The sequence below is a fragment of the Bradyrhizobium daqingense genome (assembly GCF_021044685.1).
Taxonomy (GTDB): domain Bacteria; phylum Pseudomonadota; class Alphaproteobacteria; order Rhizobiales; family Xanthobacteraceae; genus Bradyrhizobium; species Bradyrhizobium daqingense.
The window spans coordinates 7,340,351-7,361,088 of the sequence record NZ_CP088014.1 but is presented as its reverse complement, the minus strand read 5'-3'; the positions used below and the strand labels follow the sequence as shown (position 1 = coordinate 7,361,088).

General features: G+C 65.8%; 20 protein-coding genes. 13 read left to right on the top strand and 7 right to left on the bottom strand.

The genetic code is table 11. From position 1 onward, the window contains the following. The first annotated feature begins 169 nt into the window (after nucleotides 1-169). Nucleotides 170-1,435, top strand: coding sequence for an MFS transporter (locus tag LPJ38_RS35100; protein WP_145638230.1), 1,266 nt, complete (start codon nucleotides 170-172; stop codon nucleotides 1,433-1,435). 28 nt (nucleotides 1,436-1,463) lie between these two features. On the opposite strand, the gene LPJ38_RS35095 is transcribed toward LPJ38_RS35100, so the two are convergent. Then, a complete protein-coding gene (locus LPJ38_RS35095; RefSeq protein WP_145638226.1) occupies nucleotides 1,464-2,093 on the bottom strand; it encodes a TetR/AcrR family transcriptional regulator in 630 nt (209 codons plus the stop codon). A gap of 241 nt (nucleotides 2,094-2,334) precedes the next feature. Between LPJ38_RS35095 and LPJ38_RS35090 the strand changes: the two genes are divergently transcribed. The 3 genes from LPJ38_RS35090 to LPJ38_RS35080 are packed head-to-tail and all read left to right on the top strand — an operon-like array spanning nucleotide 2,335 to nucleotide 6,132. Next, the gene (locus LPJ38_RS35090) at nucleotides 2,335-2,832 is read left to right on the top strand and encodes a (2Fe-2S)-binding protein (RefSeq protein ID WP_145638223.1); all 498 of its coding nucleotides are present in this window, start codon (nucleotides 2,335-2,337) and stop codon (nucleotides 2,830-2,832) included. Beyond that, a complete protein-coding gene (locus LPJ38_RS35085; RefSeq protein ID WP_145638219.1) occupies nucleotides 2,829-3,884 on the top strand; it encodes an FAD binding domain-containing protein in 1,056 nt (351 codons plus the stop codon). The genes LPJ38_RS35090 and LPJ38_RS35085 overlap by 4 nt, the downstream gene beginning before the upstream one ends. Next, nucleotides 3,877-6,132: a xanthine dehydrogenase family protein molybdopterin-binding subunit gene (locus LPJ38_RS35080; protein ID WP_145638216.1), complete on the top strand. Its 2,256-nt coding sequence runs from the start codon at nucleotides 3,877-3,879 to the stop codon at nucleotides 6,130-6,132. The genes LPJ38_RS35085 and LPJ38_RS35080 overlap by 8 nt, the downstream gene beginning before the upstream one ends. Nucleotides 6,133-6,171: 39 nt before the next feature. Here LPJ38_RS35080 and LPJ38_RS35075 read toward each other — a convergent pair whose 3' ends face one another. After that, a complete protein-coding gene (locus LPJ38_RS35075) occupies nucleotides 6,172-6,720 on the bottom strand; it encodes a cupin domain-containing protein (protein ID WP_018646206.1) in 549 nt (182 codons plus the stop codon). Between the two features lie 160 nt (nucleotides 6,721-6,880). Between LPJ38_RS35075 and aptA the strand changes: the two genes are divergently transcribed. Then, nucleotides 6,881-8,209: an omega-aminotransferase AptA gene (gene aptA, locus LPJ38_RS35070; protein ID WP_167520591.1), complete on the top strand. Its 1,329-nt coding sequence runs from the start codon at nucleotides 6,881-6,883 to the stop codon at nucleotides 8,207-8,209. Nucleotides 8,210-8,280: 71 nt separating this feature from the next. After that, nucleotides 8,281-9,546, top strand: a complete 1,266-nt coding sequence (locus tag LPJ38_RS35065; protein ID WP_145638209.1) for a D-amino acid dehydrogenase — start codon at nucleotides 8,281-8,283, stop codon at nucleotides 9,544-9,546. A 160-nt stretch (nucleotides 9,547-9,706) separates the two neighbouring features. Here the strand turns inward: LPJ38_RS35065 and LPJ38_RS35060 are convergent, their stop codons facing one another. Continuing rightward, a complete protein-coding gene (locus LPJ38_RS35060; RefSeq protein WP_167520590.1) occupies nucleotides 9,707-10,363 on the bottom strand; it encodes a helix-turn-helix domain-containing protein in 657 nt (218 codons plus the stop codon). Nucleotides 10,364-10,542: 179 nt separating this feature from the next. Here LPJ38_RS35060 and LPJ38_RS35055 point away from each other — a divergent pair, with 179 nt between their 5' ends. From LPJ38_RS35055 to LPJ38_RS35040, 4 genes are read left to right on the top strand one after another with little or no spacing between them, the layout of a single operon-like run. Next, a complete protein-coding gene (locus LPJ38_RS35055; RefSeq protein ID WP_145638204.1) occupies nucleotides 10,543-11,301 on the top strand; it encodes an ABC transporter substrate-binding protein in 759 nt (252 codons plus the stop codon). 31 nt (nucleotides 11,302-11,332) lie between these two features. Next, on the top strand, nucleotides 11,333-11,986 hold the full coding sequence (locus tag LPJ38_RS35050; RefSeq protein ID WP_145638201.1) for an amino acid ABC transporter permease: 654 nt from the start codon (nucleotides 11,333-11,335) through the stop codon (nucleotides 11,984-11,986). Beyond that, nucleotides 11,983-12,714 carry an amino acid ABC transporter ATP-binding protein gene (locus LPJ38_RS35045; protein ID WP_145638197.1) on the top strand — a complete coding sequence of 244 codons (732 nt, stop codon included), beginning with the start codon at nucleotides 11,983-11,985 and terminating at the stop codon, nucleotides 12,712-12,714. Before LPJ38_RS35050 ends, LPJ38_RS35045 begins: the two co-directional genes overlap by 4 nt. Before the next feature lie 12 nt (nucleotides 12,715-12,726). Beyond that, complete coding sequence (locus LPJ38_RS35040) at nucleotides 12,727-14,010, top strand: NAD(P)/FAD-dependent oxidoreductase (protein ID WP_145638194.1); 1,284 nt, start codon at nucleotides 12,727-12,729, stop codon at nucleotides 14,008-14,010. Nucleotides 14,011-14,064: 54 nt separating this feature from the next. Here LPJ38_RS35040 and LPJ38_RS35035 read toward each other — a convergent pair whose 3' ends face one another. Then, nucleotides 14,065-14,289 (bottom strand): hypothetical protein, encoded by a 225-nt coding sequence (locus tag LPJ38_RS35035; RefSeq protein WP_167520572.1) that lies wholly within the window; start codon nucleotides 14,287-14,289, stop codon nucleotides 14,065-14,067. Between the two features lie 153 nt (nucleotides 14,290-14,442). Continuing rightward, nucleotides 14,443-16,032, bottom strand: coding sequence for a gamma-glutamyltransferase family protein (locus LPJ38_RS35030; RefSeq protein WP_167520589.1), 1,590 nt, complete (start codon nucleotides 16,030-16,032; stop codon nucleotides 14,443-14,445). A gap of 119 nt (nucleotides 16,033-16,151) precedes the next feature. Here LPJ38_RS35030 and LPJ38_RS35025 point away from each other — a divergent pair, with 119 nt between their 5' ends. After that, nucleotides 16,152-16,925, top strand: coding sequence for an enoyl-CoA hydratase-related protein (locus LPJ38_RS35025; protein WP_145638188.1), 774 nt, complete (start codon nucleotides 16,152-16,154; stop codon nucleotides 16,923-16,925). A gap of 145 nt (nucleotides 16,926-17,070) precedes the next feature. Here the strand turns inward: LPJ38_RS35025 and LPJ38_RS35020 are convergent, their stop codons facing one another. Further along, the gene (locus LPJ38_RS35020; protein ID WP_167520588.1) at nucleotides 17,071-17,247 is read right to left on the bottom strand and encodes a hypothetical protein; all 177 of its coding nucleotides are present in this window, start codon (nucleotides 17,245-17,247) and stop codon (nucleotides 17,071-17,073) included. Between the two features lie 9 nt (nucleotides 17,248-17,256). Beyond that, nucleotides 17,257-17,490 (bottom strand): DUF6894 family protein, encoded by a 234-nt coding sequence (locus LPJ38_RS35015; protein ID WP_008561893.1) that lies wholly within the window; start codon nucleotides 17,488-17,490, stop codon nucleotides 17,257-17,259. Nucleotides 17,491-17,696: 206 nt separating this feature from the next. Between LPJ38_RS35015 and LPJ38_RS35010 the strand changes: the two genes are divergently transcribed. Further along, on the top strand, nucleotides 17,697-19,772 hold the full coding sequence (locus tag LPJ38_RS35010) for a PQQ-dependent sugar dehydrogenase (protein ID WP_167520587.1): 2,076 nt from the start codon (nucleotides 17,697-17,699) through the stop codon (nucleotides 19,770-19,772). Next, a complete protein-coding gene (locus tag LPJ38_RS35005; RefSeq protein ID WP_145638182.1) occupies nucleotides 19,729-20,667 on the top strand; it encodes an SMP-30/gluconolactonase/LRE family protein in 939 nt (312 codons plus the stop codon). Before LPJ38_RS35010 ends, LPJ38_RS35005 begins: the two co-directional genes overlap by 44 nt. The last annotated feature ends 71 nt before the right edge of the window (nucleotides 20,668-20,738 follow it).

Sequence of the window (20,738 nt, the reverse complement as noted above, 5' to 3'; positions counted from 1 at the left end):
CGTCAATTGCAACAGCATCCGGCCGACATTGTCTCCGCGCGGCAATTTTGCACACGCTGATTGCAAATTAATGGCAAACGGCGCTTTCGCCAAGCGCCTTCTTACCGCAGCGCACCGCGCATGCCCAATATCGCGCCACGACGGTTGACCCGCTCGCGATCCGCGGGCCATGTTCCCGCCGGTGCACGCACCTAATCATCCGGGACAAACGCCTGATTCATTCAGCCCTGATTCCCGTCAGGCCTGGATGCGGCTCGTCATTGCGCTTCTGATCGGCTCGATCGGCGCCGTCGGCATGTGGGCTGTCGTGGTCGTGATTCCCGTCGTGCAGGCGGAATTCGGCGCCACGCGGGGCGCGGTCTCGCTGGCTTTCACGCTGATGATGTTCGGTTTCGGGCTCGGCGGCGTGATCGCCGGCAAGATCACCGACCGCTTCGGCATCGTCCTGGCGATGGCGATCAGCATTGCCTTTCTCGGCATCGCCAATGTGCTCGCGGGTCTGTCGACCCAGCTCTGGCAGTTCGTCGCCGCGTATTTCCTGATCGGCCTCGGCACCTCCGCGACTTTCGCGCCGCTGATGGCGGAAGCTTCGCATTGGTTCGAGCGCTATCGCGGGCTTGCCGTGACGATCGTCGCCAGCGGCAATTACGTCGCCGGCACGGTGTGGCCGCCGATCGTGAGCTGGGGCACACAAGAGATTGGCTGGCGCTACACCCATATCGGCATCGGCATCGTCTGCGCGAGCACGATGGCGCTTCTGGTTCTCGTCCTGCGCGCACAGATGGGCAATGATGCGGTCCATGATCACGCCAATGCGCCGCCGCCGCGAGTCGATCTCAAGCTGTCGACCAACACGCTGACCGTGCTGCTGTCGATCGCCAGCATCTCCTGCTGTGTCGCGATGGCGATGCCGCAGGTGCATATCGTCGCTTATTGCGGCGATCTCGGCTATGGCGTCGCCCGCGGCGCCGAGATGCTGTCCTTGATGATGGGTTGCGGCATCATCAGCCGGATCGGCTCGGGCTACCTCGCCGACAAGATCGGCGGCATCTACACGCTGCTGGTGGGATCGCTGGCGCAGGGCTTTGCGCTGGTGTTCTATCTGTTCTTCGACAGCCTCGCCTCGCTCTACATCATCTCGGCGATGTTCGGCCTGTTCCAGGGCGGCATCGTGCCGAGCTACGCCATCATCGTGCGCGAGGCGATGCCGGCGAGCGAAGCCGCAACCCGCGTCGGCATCGTGATCTTCGCCTCGGTGTTCGGCATGTCCTTCGGCGGCTGGGTGTCGGGCCTTATCTTCGATGCCACGGGTTCGTACGCCGCGGCGTTCGCCAACGGCGTGGCGTGGAACGCGCTCAATATCGGCATCGTCGTGTTGCTGCTGATCCGCTCGCGGACGAATGCGGTGAAGGCCGGGCCGGGATTTGCGACTTGAGCGGCTTATCCGCAGCTTAATCGCGTGGCTACCGTTTCCGCTTCGACTCCGGCTTGGCGGCTCGCGCCTTGGCCTTGACGCCAGACTGTACGCGCAAACCATCCACGAACACGTCGAGCATCCGCAGCACAGAGGATTGCCAGCCGGGCTGGTCGTGCATGTAGCACATGCCGATCAACGCCCTGAGCAAATCTTCCGGGCTGATATCGCCGCGCATCTGGCCGGCTGCGACCGCGCGGTGGAGCAGCGAGCCGATTGCCTTGGTCAGCCGGTCCATCGAGAACGCCGCGAGCTCCGACGAGCTCTGATAGGTCAGCGCCAGCGCGGCCGACATGCCTTTCTTGGTGGCGACGAATTCGACTCCCGAGCGCATCCAGCGGCGCAGTGCATCGACCGGATCCTTGGCGCTTCGCAGATGCTCGGCGAGCTCGCTGAGCTGTTCGACCTCGCGCCGGTACACCGCCTCGAACAGATCCTCGCGCGTTGGGAAGTGCCGATAGAGCGTGCCGATGCCGACGCCGGCGCGTTTCGCGACGGCTTCGAGACTCGCCTCGGGGCCGCCGGCGCTGAACACGATCTTGGCCGCTTCGAGCACGCGCTCGCGATTGCGCACGGCATCGGCGCGCGGCTTTCGGGTCTGGTCGGTGTGATCGTCCATGTCAGGCAATGTAGATCACGAATTGGTTAGATTGAACCCGTAAGCGCGCGCATCGCGTTGGTCGCGCACGGGCTTTTGACGAATTCCAAATATTTCCGGCAGCCCTTGTTAAACGGAGGGCGCCTCCGTATCTTCGATCATGTGCCGGCCCGCATCATCTCGGGGCGGCGCGAGTTCGGCGGCGGCCACGGCGGTGGCGCGCTGCACGAAGACTCATGTCCATATCTGATCGGAGCCATGTATGAACCACTCCATCAGCCTCACCGTGAACGGTGCGCGGCGCGATGTCGTCATCGACGATCCGCGCGTCACGCTGCTCGATCTCCTGCGTGAGCGCCTCCATCTCACCGGAACCAAGAAGGGATGCGACCGCGGCCAGTGCGGCGCCTGCACCATTCTCGTCGACGGCAAGCGGATCAATTCCTGCCTCGCGCTCGCCATCAGCCATGACGGCGCCGACATCCTGACCATCGAAGGCCTCGCGCGCGGCGACCAGCTTCATCCCGTGCAGGCGGCCTTCATCGCCCATGACGGCTTCCAGTGCGGCTTCTGCACGCCCGGCCAGATCATGAGCGCGGTCGGCATGATGCGCGAAGCGCAGGCCGGCAACGATCCCGAGCGCATCCGCGAATGCATGAGCGGCAATCTCTGCCGCTGCGGCGCCTATGCCGGCATCGTCGATGCCGTGCTCGACGCGCAAGGACAGATGGACGAATCCAATCAGAGGCGCTCCGCATGAAGCCGTTCGATTATGTCAGGCCTGCGACGGTCAGCGAGGCTGTTGCCGCCGCGGTCCAGCCGGGCGCCGTCTATCTTGCCGCAGGCACTAATCTGCTCGATCTGATGAAAGGCAACGTCAGCCGCCCGGATCGTCTCGTCGACGTCACGCATCTCGAAGGACTCGATCAGATCGAGCACCTCGCCGACGGGTCTTTGCGCATCGGCGCGCTCGTCAGCAACGCCGACCTCGCGCATGACCCCGACTTCGCGCGATCCTATCCTGCCGTTGCCGAGGCGCTGCTCTCCGGTGCATCCGCGCAGCTGCGCAACGCCGCGACCGTCGGCGGCAATCTCCTGCAACGAACGCGCTGCGCGTACTTTTACGACACCGCCAGCCGCTGCAACAAGCGCGAGGCCGGCAGCGGCTGCGACGCCCGCGAGGGCGAAAACCGCGGCCATGCCGTGCTCGGCTGGAGCGAGAGCTGCATCGCCACGCATCCGTCCGATTTCTGCGTGCCGCTGGTCGCGCTCGACGCCATCGTCGAGATCGAGGGTCGGAACGGCCGGCGCGAGATCGCACTCGACGAATTGCATCGCCTGCCCGGCGAGACGCCCGAGCGGGAGTCCGTGCTCGAAGCCGGCGATCTCATCGTTGCGGTGCGGCTGCCACCTGCGGCACGAGACTTTGCTGCGCATGCGCGATACCTCAAGGTGCGCGAACGAACCTCCTATGCCTTTGCTATCGTCTCGGCCGCGGCCGCATTGCGGATCGAGAACGGCAGGATCGCGGAGGCGCGGCTCGCGCTCGGCGGCGTCGCCGCAAAGCCCTGGCGGGCCCGCGCCGCGGAGGATGTTCTCCGAAATGTTGCGCCGACGGCCGACGCCTTCCAGGAAGCAGCCTGGCGCGCGCTGACGGACGCAAAACCGTCCGGCGACAACGCCTTCAAGATCGAGCTGGCGCGCCGCATCGTGGTGCGCGCGCTGGCCCTTGCCGCTTCCGGTACGCCCGCCCGTCTGCCGGCGCTGCCGGCTTCTCCCTTTGCCGCGATTTCCGGAGCCATCCATGCCTGAGCTCAACCTGACCAGTGCGCCCGCCCATCTGCGCCACGGCTCGAATATCGGCCAGCCGCTGACCCGCCGCGACGGCATCCTCAAGGTGAAGGGGCAGGCAACTTACGCCGCCGACAACCATCCGCTCGGCATGCTGTTTGCGGTGATGGCCGTATCGAGCATCGCCCGCGGCCGTGTGATCTCGCTCGATGTCGCTGCCGCAAAACGCCATCCCGGCGTGGTCGACGTCATGACGCCGGACCACAGGCCGCAGCTCGCGATTGATCCGGAGATCAAGACCAACCCGTTCGTGTTCCGGATGGAGGTGTTGCAGAGCCACGAGGTTCGCTATGCCAACCAGCCGATTGCGGTCGTGATTGCCGAGACGCTGGAGGCCGCAACCGAAGGCGCCGCGCTGTTGGCGCCGCGCTATGAGGTGCAGCGGGCGCTGGTGGGCCTCGATGCCGGCGAAAGCTTCGTGCCGCCAGTCGTCGGCGTCGGGAACCCGGCGGAGCATCACCACGGCGATATCGAGGCGGGCCTCACCGCGGCCGAGAAGCAGATCGATGCGATCTACGAGACACCGCCGCAATATCACAATGCGATGGAGCCGCATGGGATCGTGGCTCAATGGGACGGCGACAGCCTCTCCGTGGACATGCCAACCCAGGGCCTGAAGCTGTCGCTCGCGCGCATCGCCGAGCTGTTCGGCATCGCCCACGACAAAATCCACATCCGCAGCCCGTTCCTCGGCGGCGGCTTCGGCTCCAAGGGGCTGATGGCGGGGCCGCAGACCCTCGGCATCATGGCCGCGAAGCTCGTCGGCAAGCCGGTCAAGCTCGTGCTGCGCCGTGAGCAGATGTATGGTCCGGTCGGCCATCGCGCGCCGACCCGCCAGCGGCTGCGCATCGGCGCGGACGGCGAAGGACGTCTGACCGCGCTCGATCACTACGCCAGGACCGTGTCGAGCACGTTCGACGATTTCTACGAGCCGGCCGCGGATGCCTCGCACACGCTGTATGCGGCGCCTGCGATCCGCACCTCGCATGATGCGGTGCGCGTCAATACCGGCACGCCGCTGTTCATGCGCGCGCCCGGCGAGGCGACCGGCTCGATCGCGCTGGAAAGCGCGATCGACGAGATGGCCTGGGCCTGCGGCATGGATCCGCTGGCTTTCCGCCAAAAGAACTACGCCGAGGTCGAGCCGATCACCGGAAAGCCGTTCTCGTCCAAGGCGCTGCGTGCCTGCTATGAGCAGGGCGCCGCGCGCTTCGGCTGGGCCAAGCGCCCGCTCCAGCCGCGGCAGATGCGCGACGATGCCGGCTTTCTGGTTGGCTGGGGCATGGGCACGGCGACCTTCCCCGCGCTGATGTTCCAGGCCGAGGCCCGCGCGGTGCTCCGCCGCGACGGCTCAGGTGCGATGGAGATCGGCGCGCATGACATGGGGCAGGGCGCCTGGACGGCACTGGCCCAGATCGCGGCTGACGAACTCGGGCTCGATATCGACCGCGTCGAATTCAAGGCCGGTTCGTCCGATCTACCCGATGCCGGCATTGCCGGCGGGTCGGCGCACACGGCAACGGCAGGCGCGGCGATCCACAGCGCCGGCGCCGCTGTGATCGCCAAGCTCGCCGATCTCGCCACCAATGACGAGCGCTCGCCGCTGTTCGGCGCCGGTAATGCCGGCGTGATCGCGCGCGACGGCAGGCTGCTGCGCCGTGACGACGAAAGCCGCGGTGAGAGCTATGCCGAGATCCTGGCGCGCGCAGGCCTCGCCGAGATCGAGGCCCGCGGCACCGGCGCGCCGAACCCTGCCGCTATGGAGGAATATGCGATGCACGCCCACGGCGCGGTGTTCGCGGAGGTCAAGGTCGATCCCGAGCTCGGCCAGATCCGTGTCAGCCGTATGGTCGGCGCCTTCGCGGCGGGACGCATCGTCAATCCGCGCATGGTGCAGAGCCAGCTGTTCGGCGGCATGATCTGGGGCCTGTCCTTCGCGCTGCACGAGGAAGCCATCACCGATCGCCGCACCGGCCGCATCATGAACGCCAATCTTGGCGAGTACCACATCCCCGTGAATGCCGACGTGCCGCCGCTCGACGTGATCACGGTCGAGGAGCACGATCCGCACGTGAACGCGCTCGGCATCAAGGGCGTCGGCGAGATCGGCATCACCGGCAGCGCCGGCGCGGTCGCGAACGCGGTCTGGCATGCGACCGGCGTGCGTGTCCGCCGCTTTCCGATCCGGATCGAGGAGTTGCTGACGTAAGGTTAAGCGGCAGGCGGGGCGAGAGGTCCTCGCTGCGCTTCAGAACGTCGGCGGCGTGCAGGCCGAGATCACTTCGCACGGCTTGCCGCCGACGCAGCGGAAGCGATGTGGGCGGCGGCTCTCGAAATAATAGGCATCGCCCGGGTTGAGAATGCGCCGCTCGTCCTCGACGGTGACTTCGAGCTTGCCGGAGATCACGATACCGCCTTCCTCGCCGTCATGGACGAGGTGGACGCGTCCGGTGTCGCTGCCGGGCTCGTAGCGTTCCTTCAGGATCTGCAGGCTGCGGCCGAACAGATTGTCGCCTACTTGCCGGTAGGAGATCGGCTTCTTGCCGACTTCGGTGAGCTCTTCGGCACGGTAGAAGATCTTACGCCTCGACTCCGGCTCCAGCGCGAAAAACTCGGCGAGGCCCATCGGGATGCCGTCGAGGATGCGCTTGAGCGCGCCGACCGACGGGTTCATCTGGTTGGATTCGATCAGCGAGATCGTCGAATTGGTGACGCCGGCCCGCTTGGCCAATTCCCGCTGCGACAGCTTGTGACGCGCCCGGATGAATCGCAGCCGTCCGCCGATGTCGACGCTCATGTCCTGGTCCTAGCCCTGATCCGGTGTTGCAGGTGTTGCGGATCGCGCAAATATGGACCGGCAGCCCCAACGGAATCAATGGCTTGCAGGCCACCAGAAAAGGACTTGTTGCGCATCTGAAGCCGTGCCTCTGCTAGGTCGTCAGCAAAGGAGCGCGGCCGTGACCCTTCATCAGAATCCGAACACTATCAAGACCGACTCGTTCTGGATGCCGTTCACGGCCAACCGGCAGTTCAAGAAGGCGCCGCGCCTGTTCTCCTCGGCCGAGGGCATGCACTACACCACCGTCGACGGCCGCAAGGTCGTCGACGGCTCCGCCGGCCTCTGGTGCGTCAATGCCGGCCATGGCCGCAAGCAGATTGCCGCCGCGGTCGAGCGTCAGCTGATGACGCTGGACTTCGCTCCCTCGTTCCAGATGGGCCATCCCTTGGCCTTCGATTTCGCCGAGCGCCTCGCCGAGATTGCGCCTAAGGGCCTCGACCGGGTCTTCTTCACCAACTCCGGCTCCGAATCGGTCGACACCGCGCTGAAGATCGCGCTCGCCTACCACCGCGCGAACGGCCAGGCGAGCCGCACCCGCCTGATCGGCCGCGAGCGCGGCTATCACGGCGTCGGCTTCGGCGGCACGTCGGTGGGCGGCATGGTCGCCAACCGCCGTGCCTTCACCACGCTGCTGCCGGGCGTCGACCACATCCGCCACACCCACGATCTCAGCCGCAACGCCTTCGCCAAGGACCAGCCGGAGCATGGCGTCGAGCTCGCCGACGATCTCGAGCGCTTGGTAGCCTTGCACGGTGCCGAAACCATCGCCGCCGTCATCGTCGAGCCGGTGCCGGGCTCGACCGCGGTGTTGCCGCCGCCGAAGGGCTATCTCAACCGCCTGCGCGAGATCTGCGACAAGCACGGCATCCTCTTGATCTTCGACGAGGTCATCACCGGCTTCGGCCGCCTCGGTACCCCGTTCGCCGCTGATTTCTTCGGCGTCACGCCGGACCTGATGACGACGGCCAAGGGCATCACCAACGGCACGATCCCCTGCGGCGCGGTGTTCGCGAGCCGCAAGGTGCATGACGGCCTGATGGTCGGCCCCGAGAACCAGATGGAGCTGTTCCACGGCTACACCTATTCGGCGCATCCGACCGCCTGCGCCGCCGGCATCGCGACGCTCGACATCTACAAGGACGAGGGCCTGCTGACGCGCGGTGCGTCGATTGCCGAATATTGGCGCGATGCGCTGCATTCGCTGAAGGGCCTGCCGAACGTCGTCGACATCCGCAATTGCGGCCTGATGGGCGCGGTCGAGCTCGCGCCGCGCGGCGGCGTCGTCGGTGCCCGCGGTTACGACGTCATGGTCGACTGCTTCAACACCGGGCTCTACCTGCGCATGAGCGGCGACTCTTTCGCGATGTCGCCTCCGCTCATCGTCGAGAAGAGCCACATCGACCAGATGGTCTCGATCCTCGGCGACGCCATCAAGAAGGTGGCCTGATAATTGCTCTCGCCGTTGCGGAGTGTTGTTCTTGCAGCGGCGAGCGCGATGCCGCGGGAGTCTGACGAAGCGTGAAAGTCCTGATCCTCGGCAGCGGTGTCATCGGTGTCACCTCTGCCTACTACCTCGCACGTGCCGGCCATGAAGTGACGGTCGTCGACCGGCAGCCCGAGCCGGCGCTGGAGACCTCCTTCGCCAATGCCGGCGAGGTCTCGCCGGGCTATTCCTCGCCCTGGGCCGGTCCTGGCGTGCCGGTGAAGGCCATCAAATGGCTCTTGATGAAGCATGGGCCGCTGGTGGTCCGGCCGAAGCTCGATCCCGTCATGTGGGTCTGGCTGCTCAAGATGCTGCGCAACTGCACCAGCGCGCGCTACGCCGTTAACAAGAGCCGGATGATTCCGATCGCGGAATACAGCCGCGATTCCTTGCGCGATCTGCGCCGCGACATCGGCATCCAATATGACGAGCGCGCGCAAGGAACGCTGCAGCTGTTTCGCTACCAGGCCCAGCTCGACGGCACGGCCGAGGACATCGCTGTGCTCAAGCAATACGGCGTGCCTTTCGAGGTGCTGAGCCGCGAGGGCTGCATCGCGGCCGAGCCGGCGCTCGGTGCCGTGAAGGAGAAGTTCGTCGGCGGACTGCGCTTGCCGCAGGACGAGACCGGCGACTGTCACATGTTCACGCAGGCGCTGGCCAAGCATGCCGAAGCACTTGGCGTGAAGTTCATGTTCAACACCGGGATCGACCGCATCGTCACCGACGGCGCGCGCGTCAGCGGTGTTGCGACCAGCGCCGGCCTGCTGCAGGCCGACGCTTATGTGCTCGCGCTCGGTAGCTGGTCCTCGTGCCTCTTGGCGCCGCTCGGCATCTCGCTGCCGGTCTATCCGGTGAAGGGCTATTCGATCACGGTGCCGATCAAGGACGCCTCGGGCGCGCCGGAATCCACCGTGATGGACGAGAGCTACAAGGTCGCGATCACGCGCCTCGGTAATCGCATCCGCGTCGGCGGCACCGCCGAAATCTCCGGCTATTCCGACAAGCTCTACGACGCACGCCGCGCCACGCTCGACCATTCGCTGACCGATCTGTTTCCGCGCGGCGGCGATCTGTCCAAGGCCACGTTCTGGAGCGGCCTGCGTCCGATGACGCCGGATGGCCCGCCCGTGATCGGCCCGACGCACTACGTCAACCTCCACCTCAACACCGGCCACGGCACGCTCGGCTGGACCATGTCCTGCGGCTCGGGCCGCGTGCTCGCGGACATGCTGTCGGGCAGGAAGCCGGATATCGACGTGAGTGAGCTGTCGGTGGAGCGGTACAAGCACCGGTTTGGGTAAAGCTCTATCCCCTCGTCATTGCGAGGAGCGAAGCGACGAAGCAATCCAGAGTCTTTCCGCGGAAAGACTCTGGATTGCTTAGCTTCGCTCGCAATGACGACGTGGAGGCGTTGTGGCTCTGTTTGCTCTCGCTGCGCGCGCTGAGTGGTAAGCTCCGAACTCACCCCGCCCCCGTCACGCAATTCACCCACAGCACCATCGCTTTCGCATCCTCGGCCGGATTGGAAAACCGGTGCGGCCTGCGGCTGGCAAACCGGAAGCTGTCGCCGCTTTTGAGCGACCACGTCTCGCTGTCCACCGTCAGCATCATCTCGCCTTCGAGCACCAGGCCCGCCTCTTCGCCGTCATGGGTGTAAAGCTCGTCGCCGGTGGAGCCGCCGGGGTCGAGATGCACCAGGAACAGGTTCAGCTTGTTGTCGGCGCTTGCCGGGCTCAGCAATTGCTTGGACACCCCGGTGCGCCAGAGTTTCAATTCGGGCCGTTGCAGTCCGCGCGTCACCACTTGGTCGGGTGCACCGTCGGCGCTCGGGCTCGCACCGAACAGTGCGGCGATGCCGACGCCGAACACGTCGGCGAGCGTCGCCAGCACGCGCAACGAGGGTGAGGACAGGCCGCGCTCGATCTGGCTGAGGAAGCCGATCGAGAGTGAGGTGCGCGAGGCGACCGCTTCCAGCGAGAATTGCCTGACGCGCCTGATATCCCTGATGCGGCGGCCGACCGCGACGTCCATCGCGGGCTCGGCGGGTTTGGTGACTGCCTTGGTTCTGACCTTGGCCTTCAGCTTCCTGGCCGGCTTTGCGGCGGCCGGTTTGCGCATTCTTTTGCCACCGCTCACGTCAGATCGCTTCCTTCATGTGCATGAAAACCGCTTGCGTCATCCGCGAAAGTGTGACCAAATTTTCATATTGGTGAAAATAGGCCGAAACGGCTTGGCCCGCAACGTCTGATCCTGACACGCGCCAGTGCCGACATCGGCTAGACCCAAAGGGGGATGCGATGAAGCGTTTTGTCCAGGCCGCGGTCGCGGCACTCGCAATTGCAGCGGTGACGCCGGCCTCGGCGCAGCAGGTGCTGAAGGTCGGCTCGACGCCGACGGGCATTCCCTTCACCTTCCTCGACACCAAGACCAACACCATCCAGGGCATCATGGTCGATCTCGTCACCGAGATCGGCAAGGACGCCGGCTTCAATGTGCAGATCGAGCCGATGCAATTCTCGGCGCTGATCCCGTCGCTGACGTCGAGCAAGATCGACATCATCGCGGCCGCGATGTTCATCACGGCGCCGCGCAAGGAGGTCGTCGACTTCTCCGACCCGATCTACACCTATGGCGAGGGCCTCGTCGTGCCCAAGAGCGACACCAAGGCCTATGCCACGCAGGAGGATCTGAAGGGCGAGACCGTGGGCGCGCAAGTCGGCACCGCCTTCGTCGACGCGCTGAAGAAGTCCGGCCTGTTCGCCGAGGTGAAGGCATACGACACCATTCCCGACATCCTGCGCGACGTGAACACCGGCCGCCTCAAGGCCGGCTACGCCGACTATCCGATCCTCGCCTACAATCTGAAGCAGGGCGGCTTCCCCGAGGTGCGCCTCGTCGATGGCTACAAGCCCGTCACCGTCGGCTCCGTCGGCATCGGCGTGCGCAAGGGCGAGGCCGCGCTGCTCGGCAAGATCAACGCCTCGCTCGCGAAGCTCAAGGCCAACGGCACCATCGACAAGATCCTCGATAAATGGGGCCTGAAGGCACAGGGTTGATCGATGACGCCCGATCGATGAAGGCTGCCCGATGAAAGGCTTCTGGCGCGACGCCGTCGAGTTCTTCCCGATCCTGTTGAACGGCGTCGCGCTGACGATCATCGTCACCGTCGGCTCGCTGCTGCTCTCGACGGTGCTCGGCCTCATCTGGGCGATGATGCGTGTCTCCGGCATCAAGGCGCTGTCGATGCTCAGCGCCAGCCTGATCAACGTGATCCGCGGCATCCCGATCATCGTGCTGCTGTTCTACCTCTATTTCGTGATGCCGGAGCTCGGCGTCACACTATCGGCCTTGCAGGCCGCGATTCTCGGGCTCGGCATCGCCTATTCGGCCTACCAGGCGGAGAACTTCCGCGCCGGCATCGAGGCGATCGACAAGGGGCAGATCGAGGCGGCGCAGTCCATCGGCATGGGCTGGTGGCTCACCATGCGCCGCGTGGTGCTGCCGCAGGCGGTCCGCATCGTGCTGCCGCCCTACGGCAACGTCATGATCATGATGCTCAAGGATTCCTCGCAGGCCTCCACCATCACGGTCGCCGAGCTCGCGCTGCAAGGCAAGCTGATCGCCTCCTCGACCTTCAAGAACACCAGCGTGTTCACCTTGGTGGCGCTGATGTATCTCACCATGAGCATCCCGCTGATCCTGCTGGTCCGTCACTTCGAGAAGCGGGCCGGCAAGCGATGATCGAGCTGAACGACGTCCACAAGAGCTTTGGCAAGGTCGAGGTGCTCAAGGGCATCGATGCCTCTGTGCAGAAGGGCGAGGTGGTCTGCATCATCGGGCCGTCCGGCTCCGGCAAGTCGACCATCCTGCGCTGCATCAACGGGCTCGAAAGCTACGACCGCGGCGAGATCAGCGTCGAAGGCCTGAAGGTCGACCGCGACGCGCCGTCGATCGTGGCCATCCGCACCCAGGTCTCCATGGTGTTCCAGCGCTTCAACCTGTTCCCGCATCGCACCGCGCTGGAGAACGTCGTCGAAGGGCCGCTCTATGTAAAGAAGGAGCCGCGTGCCGCTGCGCTCGAGCGCGGCCGTGCGCTGCTCGCCCAGGTCGGGCTCGCGGAGAAGGCCGATGCGCATCCGCCGCAGCTCTCTGGCGGCCAGCAGCAGCGTGTCGCCATCGCACGGGCGCTCGCGATGCAGCCCAAGGCCATCCTGTTCGACGAACCGACCTCGGCGCTCGACCCTGAGCTGGTCGGCGACGTCCTCGGCGTCATGCGCAAGCTCGCCGACGACGGCATGACCATGGTCGTCGTCACCCACGAGATGGGCTTTGCCCGCGACGTCGCCGATCGCGTGCTGTTCATCGACGGCGGCGTCATCGTCGAGCAGGGGCCGGCCAAGGCCCTGCTCAATCAACCCCAGCATCCGCGCACGCAGGACTTCCTGCGCCGCGTGCTGCATCCGCTCTAATCGGTCTTCGCCATGACGCGCCTGCCCTTGCCGCCCTCGGTCTATGCCGACACCGCCGTTGCGCCGGTGGCCACGCCGCCGCTCGATGTCGACAAGAACGTCTCGGTCGCGATCGTGGGCGGCGGCTACACCGGCCTCTCGACGGCACTGCACTTGGCCGAGCAAGGCGTCGAGGCGCTGGTGCTGGAGGCGCAGGAGCCGGGCTGGGGCGCGTCCGGCAACAATGGCGGCCACACCAATCCCGGATTGAAGCACGATCCCGATCAGATCGAGGCCGATTTCGGCGCGGAGCTCGGCCGCCGCATGATCGCATTCTCCTACGGCACCACGAATTTTACCCACGATCTGATCCGTCGCTACCAGATTCCCTGCGAGGCGCGGCAGAACGGCACGCTCCGCGCGGCCTATCACGAGGCCAGCGCCGCGGCCATCGAGAAGACTGCGCAGCAGTGCATCCGCCGCGGCATGCCGGTGACCTATCTGAATCGCGAGCAGCTCCGCGAGATGACCGGCACGGATCGCTATATCGGCGCAATGCTGGATACCCGCGGCGGCGACCTGCATCCCCTCAGCTACGCCCGTGGTCTCGCGCGCGCAGCGATCTCCGCCGGCGCCAAGGTCTTTGGCGAGACGCCGGCATTGTCACTGCGCCGCGAGGGCTCGCGCTGGCGCATCGAAACGCCGCGCGCCGTGGTTCATGCGGACAAGGTCCTGCTCGCGACCAACGGGTTCACCGACGATCTCTGGCCCGCGCTCCGCCGCACCATCGTGCCGGTGTTCTCCTCGATCGCCGCCACTGCGCCACTCTTGGATGCGGTCGCCCGTTCGATCATGCCGACACGGTCCGTGCTCTACGAGAGCGGCCACATCACGGTCTATTACCGTATCGATCAGCAAAATCGCCTGTTGATGGGCGGGCGCGGCCCGATGCGCTGGATCAAATCGCCCCACGACGTTGCCTATCTCATGCGCTATGCGGAGCGGCTGTGGCCGCAGCTGAAGGGCGTCGCCTGGACCCACGGTTGGAATAGCCGCCTCGCCATCACCGCGGATCATTATCCGCACGTGCATGAGCCCGCGGAGAACATCCTGATCTCGCTCGGCTGCAACGGGCGCGGCGTCGCGCTCTCGACCGCGATGGGCGCGCAGCTGGCGCGCCGGCTGATCGGCGGCGCCAAGGCCGAGATCGACATGCCGGTCACCGGCATCAAGCCGATCCCGATGCACGCGTTCTGGCCGGTCGGGGTGACGACCGCCGTGATCGCGGGCCGCGTGCGCGACCGGCTCGGCATTTAAAGAAGGCGCCGCTCGATCAGGAGCGACGCCTTGCAATGATTGGCAGATCAAGCTTCAGCAGCGGCCCTGCTTCCACAGGCCGGGCGGGCACCCGTGACCGCGCCAGCCGACCTTGCGTCCATGGTGCCAGCCGTGCGGCGCGCCATGGTAATGGCCGAACTTGTGGCCGTGACCATGGCCATGACCTCCGCCATGGCCGCCCTTGGCCAGCGCAGGGTTTGCAAATGTGAAGCCTGCCGCAATAACCAGCGACGCGGCGAGCGCAAGTTTCTTCATCATGTCCTCCAGGGGTGAGCGCACTTGTCCGCTCAATGAACGGATCCCGGCCAGGTAAGTTCCCTGCGAATGTGGAGGAGTCGTGACGCTCGCGCAGATGCGCAACGGCGCGTTGGCTCAACGCGCGCTGGTAACATCTCGCATCGATGCGTCCGCTCAGCCTTCCGCGACCGCGTCGGCCCAGGGCTGGAAGATCTCGACCGCGCCGAAATTCGTGTCGCCCTCGCGCATCACCACGCTCGGGCACGCGAATTTCTGCGGCAATGCCTGCACGCGGCTTTCTTCATAGTCGAAGCGCGCGCCCAGCGTTTCGCGCACGTCCTCCGGCAGGCGCGCGTCTCCGATCACGACCGCGCCCTCGCTGGCGTCGATGCGCGGCTGGTGGATGGCGGCATCGAGATCCATGCCGAAATCCATCGCGAAGGACACGAGCTGCATCACGGAGGGCAGGATGCGGCGTCCGCCGGATGCGCCGACGGCGAGGCGCCTGCCGTCCTTCGTCTCGGCGATGACGGGCGTATAGTTGCACAGGCAGCGCTTGCCTGATGCCAGCGAGTTAGTGGTGCCAGGCGTTGGGTCGAACCACATGATGCCGTTGTTCATGGTGATGCCGGTGTGCGGTGTCACATATCGCGAGCCGAACGACGACAACAGCGTCTGCGTCACCGCTGCCATGTTGCCGTGACGATCGACCACCGAGAAATGCGTGGTGCAGGCGGGCGCCAGATATTCGGCGCCGAGCGAGCGCTTGCCGTCGGCATCGCCCATGTCCTTGAGCCGCTCGCGGAAGGCTGCCTGCAGGGCGAGTGCATATTCGACATAGGCGCCGGCATCCGGCGCGCTCGCCGGCGTCAGGCTCTGCTGCAAAAGGCGCAGCGCATGCGCCATCGTCGGCCCCGCCGTGAGCTCCGGCGTCGCAAATACCTTGCCGCCCCGATAGGGGATCGCCAGCGGCGCGCGCGGATGGGCGCGGAACGCGGCGAGATCCTCCACCGACAACGAGCCGCCGTCCGCCTTGATGTCGGAGGCGATGCTCCTGGCGAGATCGCCCTGGTAGAAGTCGCGCGGGCCGGCCTCGGCGAGATGCGACAGCGTCGCCTTCAGGCTGTCCTGCGGCAGCCGCGTCTCGGCCTTGATGCCCCATGGGGCGCTCGGCGGCAGGCCGTCCTTCAAGTAGGCGGCCGCGCTCGCGGGATAGCGCCTGAGATCGGCGGCCGAGCCCGAGATCGTCACCGTGGTCCACCAATCGACCAGCAGACCTTCGCCGGCGAGCTTCGCTGCCGGCGCGACCAGATCCTTCCACGGCATCTTGGCGTAGCGGCGATGCGCCTCTTCCATTCCGGCGACGACGCCGGGCACGGCGATCGAGCCGGGGCCGTGGACGTTGCGATCGTCCTTCACCCGCGGCCAGGGGAAGAGATCGGAGGCGGCGCCTTCGCCGCTGAGCGGATAGTCGGTAGCGCGCAGGCTCTGCGGCGCGCACATGCCGTAGTCGATCACCTCATAGCTATTTTCCTTGGCGCGGTAGAGCACCATCGCGCCGCCACCGCCGATGCCGCTATTCCAGGGCTCCAGCACGTTCAGCGCCATGGTGGTCGCCACGATCGCGTCGACGCAGTCGCCGCCCGCGGCCAGCACGTCCGCGCCGACTTCAGCCGCCCGTCGCGATTGCGAGGCGACGATTCCGCCCTTGGATGTGACGGCGGGTTTGCGGATGGATTGGTTGAGGCTGAACTGGTGAGGCATGTTGTCGTCTTGATGCTCGTCGATGGCTTCGCTGCGTTGAATTCGAGGCTCCGCGATTGGCGAAGCGCGCGGACAATGGCACATTGCCGCCAACGAGAACATCGCAAGGGAGGCGCGACATGGCTGGTGTGAAACAGGCGCGGGATGGCGCAGTCGGGATCCTGACGCTCGACGAGCCGGCCAGCCTCAACGCGATGACGCCGGACCTGCTCGGCGCATTGGCCAGCGCCGTCGGCGAGATGACGCGGGACGAAGACGTCCGTGCGCTGATCCTCACCGGCGCCGGGCGCGGATTTTGCTCAGGACAGAATTTGAAGGCATCCGAAGCGCTCGGCGAGGACATCGCGGCGGGCGTGATGCGGTTCTACTGGCCGGCTTTCAAGGCGTTGCGCGAGTGTCGTGTGCCCGTGGTCGTCGCCGTCAACGGGGTGGCGGCCGGCGGCGGCTTCAGCCTCGCTATGGCCGGCGACATCATTGTCGCGGCGCGGTCGGCGAGCTTCATCCAGGTGTTCAGCCGCATCGCGCTGGTGCCGGATCTCGGCTCGACCTGGCTGCTGCCGCGCCTGATCGGCCGCCAGCGCGCGCTCGAATTGATGCTGCTGAACGAGCCGCTGACCGCCGAGCACGCCGATGAGATCGGCCTGGTGCGGCAGGTTGTCGACGATGCCAGGCTGATGGAGGAGGCTCTCGCCCTCGCGCGTCGCCTCGCCGACGGCCCGACGCGCGCTTTGGTCGCAACGCGCCAACTCGTCGAGGAGAGCGAGCACGAGACCTACGAGGCCCAGTTCCGCCGCGAGATCGAGCTCCAGGCCACCATCCGCAAGAGCGCCGACGCGGTCGAGGGCCGCAATGCTTTCGTCGAGAAGCGCAAGGCGAGGTTCACGGGGAGGTGAGGCGGCGCCGCTTCCCGCGCCGTCGTGGCCGGGCTTGTCCCGGGCATCCACGTTCTTCGCGCAGGGCAAAACATGGATGCCCGGGATGAGCCCGGGCATGACGAGTGGAGAGACCGCTAGCTAGAAAGAACCGAAGTCGCCGCGTTCAAAGCCCGCGGTCCAGCCGGCTGGCCTGGTACTTGGCGCGCCATTTCGGGCCGGGGCCGCGCATGTAGTGAAGCTCGGGCCGGTACGGATTGCCTGCGACCCTCATCAGGGTCTGCCATTTGCCGGCGACGAAGCTGAGGGGCTGGCGGAGCAGGGTCAGGGACGCGAGCAGCATGGCATCACCTCAATGCGGCTTGCCGAGCATGGCGGTGAAGGGGAGATCGAACAGATCCTCGCCGTCGGAACCGCTGACATGGATCACCCAGTCGCGCCAATCCTCGCTGCTCGGGGTCAGGATCATCGACCGCATGATCTGGGCGGCGCGGTCGCGAGCCTCGGTGAGGTTGGAGACCGCGGTGCCGTAGCGATCGATCAGCGTGCCCTCGGTATTGGAGCAGTGGAAGTAGACCTGGACCATGTACGCCTCCTGTAGGGAGCGGCGGGGATGGCAAACTGATACCACCCGGGGCATTCGCGAAACATTCGGGCCGAACCCGGTAAGGGAAATTACGGAGATTGGTCGGTGCCAACGCCGTTTCAGGTTTGATCACAGGCGGGTGAGCATCAACTGGACGGCGCTCCGGCGGCATGGAACAAGTTTACCGGGAATCCGGGGAAGCTGCCGTGAACTACCTTACATTCCGGCGTGAAGGCAGACGCCTCTGCTTGCTTGCGGCTGTCGTCGCCGGGGCGCTGCTCGGCGTCGTACCGGGAGCGTCGTTCGAAGCGGTGAAGAAGAGCGGTTATGCGATCGGCACGGACACCTGCGGCAGCGGCGATCTCGCCTTTCCGAGACTCCAGATCGACATGAAGGCGGGATTTTGCGCCGGCCTCGTCGCCAGCGAGGAGGACCGCCTCAGATTCCCGCGCGCGATCGTCCAACTGCCCGGCCGAGACTTGTTCGTGGTGGCCGACATGGGCGGCTGGAGCCGCACCGACGGACGGCTGCTGCTGCTCGATCCGCATGCGCCCCAGGGCCAGCGCCTCAAGGAGCTATTGACCGGGATCGAATATCCGTTCGGCCTGGTGATCGCTCCCGACCGGAAGCTCTATGCCTCGACTGCCGAGACGATCTTCCGATTCGACCCGCTCGCCGACAATCCGCGCGGCACGGTCGAGACCATCATCCGTCACATGCCGGGCCGTCGGATCGCGCTGCCCGACGGCACCGGGATCGACGAGAGCGCGCATCCGCTCAAACCATTCGCCTTTGACCGAAACGGACGGCTGTTCGTCAATATCGGCTCACATGACGACGATTGCGTCAGGGCTGCACCGATGACGAAGCCTTGCGCGGCCGCCGAAGGCGCCTCCGCAATGGCATCGATCTGGCTGTACACGCCGCCTGCAGGTGGTGTTTTCCCGGCGTTGAGATCGAACGATCCCGATCCGCCGCACACGGTCTATGCGCGCGGCCTGCGCAACTCGATGGCCCTGGTGCTGCATCCGAACTTTCCCGATGCCGGCTACGCCTTCCTGCAAGCCGAGAATAGCCGCGACTTGCCCGACATTTTCAAGCCGAACGAGGAGATCAACGCGATCGAGCAGGGCAGGCATTATGGCTGGCCCTATTGCTACGATGTGTCGACGCCGAGCCCGGAATTCAGGAGCGTGCTGCAATCGGGGCCGTACAAATCGCTGTGCACGGCGAATGCGCTCTACAAGCCGCCGCTTTCTCTGATGCCGCCGCACGGCGCGCCGCTCGCGATGCTCTATTATCACGGCACGAAATTTCCGGAGCTGGACGGCAAGCTGCTGGTCGGACTGCACGGTTATCGCCCGACGGGCAGCCGCGTCCTGATCTATGACGTCGATGAGCGCGGCTTCCCCAAGCCTGTGCGGGCGCCGGTGCATTACCACGTGAGCTGCGCGGCGGACCCGACCCGCAGCTTTCAAACCGACGCCGGCGAGGTCGCTGCCGCGCCGTTCGAGGAGCTGATCTCGGGCTGGCACCGCGTCAATGGCGCGCGGCCGCAAGGCGCCCCGGTCGGCATGACGGTGGCGGAAGACGGCGCGATCTGGCTGGTCGAGGACAAGAACAAGACCGTGATCCGCATCGATCGCGCCGCCGGAGATGCGCCGGCGCAGCTCCCCTGCGATACGCGCAGCCCAGCGATGATCGAACAGCTCGCGGCATTCGTGGCGAGAGATTCACAGAACAGCGCTCGCCTCGCCACGCTGCGCAAGGGCCTCGTCGAGAAGCATTGCGTCGGCTGCCACTCCGATTTCGGCCTGAAGCCGGGCCAATCCGAGGCAGAGAAGGACGGCGCCGTACTTCGTTTCATGCTGTCGCAGGACAGCTGGATCTATCCCGGCGATCCCGATGCCGGCAAGCTGCGCACGCGGCTGCGCGGTCTCGGTGCAGAGAAGCTGATGCCGCCGGGCGGCGAGAACCTGCCGAAGACCGAGCCGGGCTATACGCGGCTGCTCGACACCGCGGACCTGCTCGTTGCGAAAATGGTCCCGGGCACGCGCATGCGGATCAAGCCCGGCCCACCCCAGCGCAAGTTCTTTGGCCGGACCAGCAGGGAATGCGGCGAAATACCGGCCGCCAAGGTCGTGGTCGTGACACAAAGGAGCGCTGTAGACAAACCCGGCTTCAGCCGATTCTTCCGGCCGGCCGATCCCTATTTGAACGGCGAGTGCACCGACGACGATGGCTATTACATCCGGCAGGAATTTCTGGTGCCTGTGCAGTAGCATCCTGCTCGTCGCGACACTGCCGGCCGCTGCCGCGACCAAGCTGTTCGAAAGCGTGCAGGTGACGCAAGCGGGCGAATACACGTTCGGCATCGAAGGGCCCGCCGCCGATCTCGACGGCAACCTGTTCGTGGTCAATTTCGGCAAGCCGGGCACCATCGGCCGGCTGCCGGCCGGCGGCACGGCGTCGGAGCCGTTCACGGTGCTGCCCGAAGGCAGTGTCGGCAATGCCATCCGCTTCGACCGGAACGGCACCATGTTCATCTCCGACTACAAGAAGCACAACATCTTCGCGATCCCGAAGGGCACGGCCGTGCCGGCGGTCTGGTTTCATTCCGACGAGATGAACCAGCCCAACGACATCACGATCGCACGCGACGGCACGATCTATGCGAGCGACCCGAACTGGAAAGGCCGGGAAGGCTTCATCTGGCGCATTGCGAAGGGCGCCGACGGCACGGTGCAGGGGCAGGTCATGTCGTCGCCGCGCGCCATGGGCACCACCAACGGGATCGATCTCAGCCCGGACGGCAAGACGCTCTATGTCGGCGAGTCCAGCAGCGGCCAGATCTGGTCCTATGGCATCCGCGGCAACGAGCTCGTGGATGCCAAGCTGGTCAAATCGTTCCAACCGGATACCGTCGACGGTCTGCGCACCGACGTCACCGGCCGGCTTTATGTCGCGCGCATTCTCAAGGGCGCGATCGCGCTGATGAAGCCGAACGGCGTGGTCGAGCGCGAGATCGCGCTGAAGGCCAAGGAGCCGACCAATCTCGCCTTCGGCGGCAGCGACGGCAAGACCGTCTTCGTCACGCAGCGCCAGGGCGGCTTCATCGAATCCTTCCGCACCGACCAGCCCGGCCGCGAGCATTGTCTCCAGCGTGGCCGCTGCTAAGCACGATCTGCTTTAGGCGCAGAGCCGCGCGACAGGTGCGGCATTCTTCTTGCTTGCATCTGGCCGCCGCG